The organism is Acinetobacter sp. 40AMC3-4 (assembly GCF_049898185.1).
Classification (GTDB): Bacteria; Pseudomonadota; Gammaproteobacteria; order Pseudomonadales; family Moraxellaceae; genus Acinetobacter.
Genome location: NZ_JAFCXG010000014.1, coordinates 60,515 through 67,620, shown reverse-complemented (window position 1 = coordinate 67,620; position 7,106 = coordinate 60,515). Strand labels below are relative to the sequence as shown.

Annotated in this window: 8 protein-coding genes; 3 read left to right on the top strand and 5 right to left on the bottom strand. The window is 44.7% G+C overall.

Translation table 11 applies throughout. The features are described 5' to 3' along the window. Window positions 1-1,166, top strand: a 1,166-nt coding sequence (locus ACP7BU_RS13605) for an electron transfer flavoprotein-ubiquinone oxidoreductase (RefSeq protein ID WP_425980826.1), incomplete at its 5' end; no start/stop codon positions are given. 88 nt (window positions 1,167-1,254) lie between these two features. Here the strand turns inward: ACP7BU_RS13605 and ACP7BU_RS13600 are convergent. Beyond that, window positions 1,255-1,632: a hypothetical protein gene (locus tag ACP7BU_RS13600; protein ID WP_425879016.1), complete on the bottom strand. Its 378-nt coding sequence runs from the start codon at window positions 1,630-1,632 to the stop codon at window positions 1,255-1,257. Between the two features lie 103 nt (window positions 1,633-1,735). Beyond that, window positions 1,736-1,993, bottom strand: a complete 258-nt coding sequence (gene tusA / locus ACP7BU_RS13595; protein WP_004278563.1) for a sulfurtransferase TusA — start codon at window positions 1,991-1,993, stop codon at window positions 1,736-1,738. A gap of 201 nt (window positions 1,994-2,194) precedes the next feature. Here tusA and ACP7BU_RS13590 point away from each other — a divergent pair, with 201 nt between their 5' ends. Both ACP7BU_RS13590 and lnt read left to right on the top strand, forming a co-directional pair. Next, the gene (locus tag ACP7BU_RS13590; RefSeq protein ID WP_004278564.1) at window positions 2,195-3,034 is read left to right on the top strand and encodes an HlyC/CorC family transporter; all 840 of its coding nucleotides are present in this window, start codon (window positions 2,195-2,197) and stop codon (window positions 3,032-3,034) included. Further along, window positions 3,031-4,590, top strand: a complete 1,560-nt coding sequence (gene lnt / locus ACP7BU_RS13585) for an apolipoprotein N-acyltransferase (RefSeq protein ID WP_425879014.1) — start codon at window positions 3,031-3,033, stop codon at window positions 4,588-4,590. Before ACP7BU_RS13590 ends, lnt begins: the two co-directional genes overlap by 4 nt. A gap of 144 nt (window positions 4,591-4,734) precedes the next feature. Here lnt and ACP7BU_RS13580 read toward each other — a convergent pair whose 3' ends face one another. From ACP7BU_RS13580 to gspF, 3 genes are all read right to left on the bottom strand, one after another. Continuing rightward, entirely contained in the window at window positions 4,735-5,070 is a 336-nt protein-coding gene (locus ACP7BU_RS13580; protein ID WP_180038604.1) for a hypothetical protein, read from the bottom strand. Between the two features lie 284 nt (window positions 5,071-5,354). Next, window positions 5,355-5,789 (bottom strand): type II secretion system major pseudopilin GspG, encoded by a 435-nt coding sequence (gspG, locus tag ACP7BU_RS13575; RefSeq protein ID WP_004278567.1) that lies wholly within the window; start codon window positions 5,787-5,789, stop codon window positions 5,355-5,357. A gap of 79 nt (window positions 5,790-5,868) precedes the next feature. After that, window positions 5,869-7,074: a type II secretion system inner membrane protein GspF gene (gene gspF / locus ACP7BU_RS13570; RefSeq protein WP_044111782.1), complete on the bottom strand. Its 1,206-nt coding sequence runs from the start codon at window positions 7,072-7,074 to the stop codon at window positions 5,869-5,871. Between the last annotated feature and the right edge of the window lie 32 nt (window positions 7,075-7,106).

The following is a 7,106-nucleotide window of genomic DNA, read 5'->3' as shown; positions in this document are numbered from 1 at the left end:
ATGCCAAATACACAATTTTCGCTGAAGGCTGTCGTGGTCACTTAGGTAAACGTCTGATCCAGAAGTTCAACCTGGACAAGGACGCTGATCCGCAACACTACGGTATCGGCATTAAAGAGTTGTGGGAAATCGATCCTGCCAAGCACAAACCGGGTCTGGTGATGCATGGTGCCGGTTGGCCACTTTCTGAAACCGGTTCTTCAGGTGGCTGGTGGTTGTACCATGCTGAGAATAACCAGGTGACCTTGGGCATGATCGTGGATCTGTCTTACACCAACCCGCATATGTATCCATTCATGGAAATGCAGCGCTGGAAAACCCATCCGCTGATCAAGCAGTATCTGGAAGGCGGTAAGCGTATTTCTTATGGTGCGCGTGCTGTGACCAAAGGTGGTTTTAACTCATTACCAAAATTCACCTTCCCGGGTGGCTCTTTAATTGGGGATGATGCCGGCTTCCTGAACTTTGCCAAGATCAAAGGCTCACACACTGCAATGAAATCCGGCATGCTCTGCGGTGAAGCGGTCTTTGAAGCGATTGCTGCCGGTGTAGAAAAAGGCGGTGATCTGGCGGTGGCACGTGTAGTGGAAGGCGAAGATTTCTTTGTTAAGGAACTGACCGCTTATACCGACAAGTTCAACAACAGCTGGTTAAAAGAAGAGTTATACAACTCGCGTAACTTTGGCCCGGCAATGCACAAATTCGGTCAATGGATCGGTGGCGCGTTTAACTTCATCGATCAGAACGTGTTTAAAGTACCTTTCACCTTGCATGATCTGGTTCAGGACCATGCGGCGCTAAAAACCCAGGCAGCTGAAAGCTTCAAGCCGAACTATCCAAAACCGGATGGCAAACTGACCTTTGACCGTCTGTCTTCAGTGTTTGTCTCGAATACGGTCCATGAAGAGAACCAGCCAGCACATTTGAAACTGACTGACCCGTCCATTCCGGTTGAAGTGAATCTGCCGAAATGGGATGAGCCTGCGCAGCGTTACTGCCCGGCGGGTGTTTATGAAATCATGGAAAATAATGACGGTTCGAAACGCTTCCAGATCAATGCAGCCAACTGTGTGCACTGCAAGACCTGTGACATTAAGGACCCTTCCCAGAACATCACCTGGGTGACACCGGAAGGTGGCGGTGGTCCGAACTATCCAAATATGTAATCTCTCATATGAGATAAAAATAAACCCGCTTTAAAGCGGGTTTATTTTTTACAATGTCTTTCATACGAAGACCTAAATTTTAAAGCTACTAAGTGTCTAGTAGGTCCAACTGATACATAGGTATCTCTAAAATCATCGAACGTTTGATTGAAGATTTATCACTTACAAATTCTTTAGCATGAAAATCTAAAAAATCCATTCCATCTTTATAAAAAATCTTAGCATTGTCTCTATCATCTAAAATATCAGCCACTACAGAGCAATATAAATATTCAATTCCTTGTAGAGCTTTCCATTCATTTTCAGAGGGCAAAAAAATCATTAAATCTATATCTCTAAAAATACGATTTTCTATATTATCTAAATCTCGAATATTCTCAGATACTGCATAAACTTCTTCAGCTCGGGCAGTAACATTAACAAGTAAAAGGAAAAATATTCCTATTAAGTATTTTAATTTTTCCATTATTAATAATTTTCAACTTTTCAAAATTATAGCATTTACCATACTTTATTTTTTTAATTAAACTAAGATGCATAACTTTAAAGTTATGCATTTTTTTCATTTATTAGCCTTTCTTCACTAAATAATGAAATTCTTTATTACCATTTTCATCCAGACGTTCTTCCTGCAATAGCAACTCATGCCCCAAATGCATACAGAATTTTGGAATATCCCACGACGTTGAATTATCCGTGGCAAACACCTCAACCACATCACCTGCCTTAGATTTACGGATCGCCTGATGCAACATCATCACTGGCTCAGGACAACGTAAACCTCGGGTATTCAATTGCAGACTTGGAATAATTTCAGTTGGGGACATCGATAGACTCAGGATGGAAAGACCGCCATATTTTAGCATAAAGCTACGATTACATTGCTGCTTTGCATACGTGGCCAGTTCCAAAATTAGGCCTGACTCGTATGATCAAGACTCTGCATCATATTTACAATAGACAAGCGTATTTTCTGCGGTATGATAAAACCACGTTTTTTTAGATATTAAGAGTCTTCAGGAAAAATCATGCACGAGGAATCAGGCCCGTCGTGGGGTATGCGCGGCTTACGCAAATGGCTGGGAACTGCACCCGAAACTCGCGACGAACTGCTAAAATTAGTACAAGATTCACGTCGATTTTTAGAACCCGATACTGTTGCCATGCTTGAGGGCGTTCTTGACCTCCCGGCAACCAAAATTCGTGAAGTCATGACGCCTCGCACGTCCATGATCAGCTTGCAGGAAGATGACCAGCTGCTGGATATCCTGCATGTACTGGTCGAGTCTGCGCATTCACGTTTTCCGGTATTTTCATCCGATCAGACCGATAATGTAGTCGGCATTCTATTGGCCAAGGATTTATTGCCTTTTCTGACTGAACCGACGGCCAAGGTCGATATTCGCGCGCTCATGCGTCAACCTTTGTTTGTTCCGGAAAGTGCCCGCTCCGATCAGGTGCTGCGCATGTTAAAGAATACCCAAACGCATATTGCGGTGGTGATTGATGAATACGGTACGACTTCGGGTCTGGTGACACTGGAAGATATTCTGGAAGAAATTGTCGGTGAAATTGAAGATGAACATGACAATGCTGATGAAGAAGCATACTACATTGTTCCGGACAATGATCCAACTACGGCCAATACCTGGGTGGTACAAGCGCTCACCCCGATTGAGTATTTCAATAATATGCTGGATGCGACTTTCCCTGATGATGAAGTGGAAACCATGGGTGGCTTGTTATTACAGGAAATTGGTCTGGTGAGTGATCTTGAAGGTCAAACCATTGAACTGGAAAACTGGCAATTTACCATTCTTGAAGCAGATTCACGCTCGATTCATCTAATTCGAGCCGTGCGCCAATGAGAGCGTATTTCGATAAGCTGTTGAGTTCGTCTCAACAGCAAAAAACCTTGCCGCTGATCTATCCTGTTTTAATTGCCTTATTTGCAGGTACCATCTTTAGTTTGGCACTGGCTCCCTATCATTACTGGTGGCTGGCGATTCTGTCTCCAGCACTGCTCTATGCTTGCCTGCGCGGACGTAGCGCAAAACAGGCCTTTGGCATTGGCTGGGCTTACGGGATTGGCTTGTGGTTTGTCGGCGCATTCTGGCTGTATACCTCGATTCATGTCTATGGCGATACCAGTGCATTTCTCAGCGTCGTGATGATCCTGATTATGGCACTGGTGATGGGTCTGTTTAGTGCAGTGCAAACGTTTGTCTATCGCCGCTTTTTCCCGGAAACTCCTTTAACCTTTGCCCCGCTGTGGGTGCTGTTTGAATGGTCCAAGACTTGGGTCTTTACCGGATTCCCATGGCTATTCGCTGGCTATGCCTTTACCGAACGCTACCTGGATGCTTATGCGCCCTTATTCGGGGTGTTCGGGGTATCTTTCGTGGTGATTATTCTGGCCTGTGCGCTGGTTGAAATCCTGAATAGGCGTCTGTTCTGGGCCATTCCTTCGGCAGTTTTACTACTCGGTGCCTGGGGCGCAGCACAACTGACGTTTGTTGAGGAAAAAGATCAAAAACCTTTAACGGTTTCCCTGATTCAGGGCAATATTCCGCAAGACCTGAAATGGCTGACTGAATATCAGGTGAAGACCTTATTGATTTATGCCAATCTGAGCAAGACCGAATGGGGCCGTGATCTGATCGTCTGGCCGGAATCTTCGATTCCCATGTTCCAGACCGACATTGAAGCCTTTCTGGAAGCCATGAAAGTCCAGGCTGAAAAATCAGGCACTGCCTGGGTGACCGGCATTCCGTATTGGGATTTAGCAGAATCGCAAGCGGCGGGTTATCCTAAATATTACAACAGTATTATGGCCAGCGGCGATGATTCTGATGGGCTGTACAAGAAACAGCGACTGGTTCCTTTTGGTGAATATATTCCCTTGTCAGGCTGGCTGAGCTGGGTATTGCCCGCATTGCAGAATGACCCTTCGATGAGTGGTTTCTCTCGTGGTGCACATGACCAAAAACCATTGAATGTAAAAAATCATCTATTGGGTTCTGCAATTTGCTATGAAGTGGCCTATCCGAATTTGACCCGTCGCAATGCCAGCCAAAGCGATTTTCTGGTGACCGTGTCTAATGATGCCTGGTTTACCGGCACGGCAGGACCATTACAGCATCTGCAGATGGTGCAAATGCGTGCTAAAGAAAATGGCCGCTGGTTTATCCGCGCCACCAATACCGGTGTGACCGCCTTTATTGACCATAATGGCCATATCGTGAAAAAAGCGCCGATGGATCAGGAAGCGATATTACGTGGTGAACTTCCAGCCATGCAAGGCGAAACCCCGTATATGAAACTCAGCGATTGGCCGGTCATGATCTTCTCGGTTCTGCTTTTGCTTATGGGATGGCGCTTTCGCCCACGTAAAGTGGATGTCAGTTTTAAATCGAGAAGATAAGCTCCTCAAGTCCACCTTTTACAAAGGGGGATTCCTGAATATAGCACCTTATCAATCCCTCCTAGCCTCCCTTTACTAAAGGGAGGAACACTCAAGGTAATAAAAAACCGAGGTCAATGCCTCGGTTTTTTATCTCTTTAAAACTTAAAACTGTATAGCCAGATAACACAACATACTGGCAAGAGACAGCATTGGTACATGACGATAGAGCTTAACCAGTGTCTGCTCAAATGCTGAACCTTGTTCGGCTTGAATGCGGATTACACTCGCGTTTAATGCTGACCAGAAACACAGGGCCAATAAACTGCTCATCAAGCTGATAGCAAAGAAAGCCACCATAATCTGGCTGCTGCCTTCGGTGCTCTGCCATAAATGGACGATTCCCTGACTGATCGGCAGCATGCTTAAAACCAGAAGAACAGATTTCAGCATCGACCAATGAAATTGATTGATTTCATCTCCCAAGATAAATGCTTTCATGTGCTTCTCCGTTGGCGAGTCAAGTGCCATTCAGATCATTATGAGCTTTTTTAAATAAATAGAAAGTGTATGTTTATTCATATTTTACGAGAATTGTAATAGATAAATATGGGAATAATTCTTATTATAACTCGCATATCAATTTTATTATTTCATTATTATAAATATCATTAACTTACATTATATTTAATAATTAAGAGTTATTATCACTTCACTTCGTATTGAAATAGCCTATTAAGTGAAGTGATATATGCCATCTATCGAGAATTTATAATGATTCTCAATTAAGGCTGATAATAAATATCGGCATCTGTTCCTTCACCACCCGATTGACCATCTGCACCAAATGAATACAGATCGAAGCTTCGACCATCGGTGCCCGGAATCACATATTGCAGTTCATTATCCCAGCTGTCTTTTGGAAAACCGCCTTTGACATAACCGCCCGGCACCCAGTTTTTTGCAGTCGCTGGCTGATTCACCAGTGCATCCAGACCACCTTCCTGCATACTTGGATACTTGCCATTGTCCAGCTTGTATTGATCCAGTGAACCTGCAATGCTTTGTAACTTGATCACGGTGGTATCGACTTTGGCCTTTTCACCACGTCCCATCACGTTCGGAACGATCAGCGCAGCAAGCACACCGAGAATTACAATCACCACCATGACTTCGATTAAGGTAAAGCCCGTCTGTTTATTTAATTGATTCCTTTTCATTCAATCTCTCTCATTTATTTGCATCATTCAGAATTTCCACTTGAATCTTGATCACAACAAAATTCTAACTGGTTTCTGTTTAAATCATATTATTCATGTTCACAATTGGCAGCATCACTGCTATCACAATGACCAGAACAATACTGGCCATCAACACCAGCATTAAAGGTTCCAGCAAGGCCAGTAAAGTTGAAATCAGGGTGGTCACTTCGCGATCCTGCATTTGTGAAGCACGTTCCAACATGCGGTCCAGTTCACCAGACGCTTCACCACTTTTGATCATTTGTACCATCATCGGCGGGAAATAACCACTGCGTTCCAGTTGGGTTGCCAGGTTGCCACCTTCAGTGACTTTTTCCGCTGCCAGATTGACAGAATCCCGGATCACCCAGTTGTTACTGACTGCGGCACCAATCCGCAGTGCATCGACCAGCGGCACGCCAGACTGGGTCAAAATGGATAAGGTACTGGCAAAACGTGCGGCATTAATCCCGCGTGACAATTTGCCGAATAAAGGTAATTTTAAGGTCAGACGGTCAAAGGCATAATGCCCGGCGGTGGTTCTTAAAAACCGGACCAACAGGAAAATCCCCAAAGCACCACCAATCAATAAAAATGGCCAAGCAATGCGGATAAAATCACTGGCTTTCATCAAGGCCACGGTAATCCACGGCAAGGCATCTTTACTCTGGTCAAAGGTCTTGACGATATCTGGCACCACATAGGTCATCAGCCCCATCACAATCGCAAAGGACATCAGCATCAGGATAATCGGATAGACCATTGCACCCTGAATTTTTTTCTGCATGGCAAACCGGTTTTCGGTATAGTCAGCCAACTGATCCAGAATCAGGTCCAGATGTCCGGAACGTTCACCGGCGGCAATTGTGGCAATATACAGTTCAGGAAAACGTCCGGATTGTTGCAAGCCCTGCGCCAGACTATGCCCTTCCAGCACTTTGGAGCGCACTGACATCAGCAGGTTTTGTACATGTACTTTTTCACTTTGCTTGCCGACGGCACGAATCGCTTCTTCCAGTGGAATCGCAGCAGCGACCAGCACGGATAATTGCCGGGTCATCAGAGCCAGATCATAGGCGGTGATGCTTTTTTCAAACCATTTTCGACGATGATGTTGATCTTTTTTTTCGACAGGATCAACAGAGACCGGAATAAGTGCTTTATCCCGTAATTGTTGCCGGATCTGACGTGCAGAATCCCCCTCCAGCACGCCTTTTTGCTGCTTTCCTGAAGCATCAAGCGCAATAAACTGATATGCAGGCATTGTAATGCTCTAATTTTCCAAAATTTTGCTTA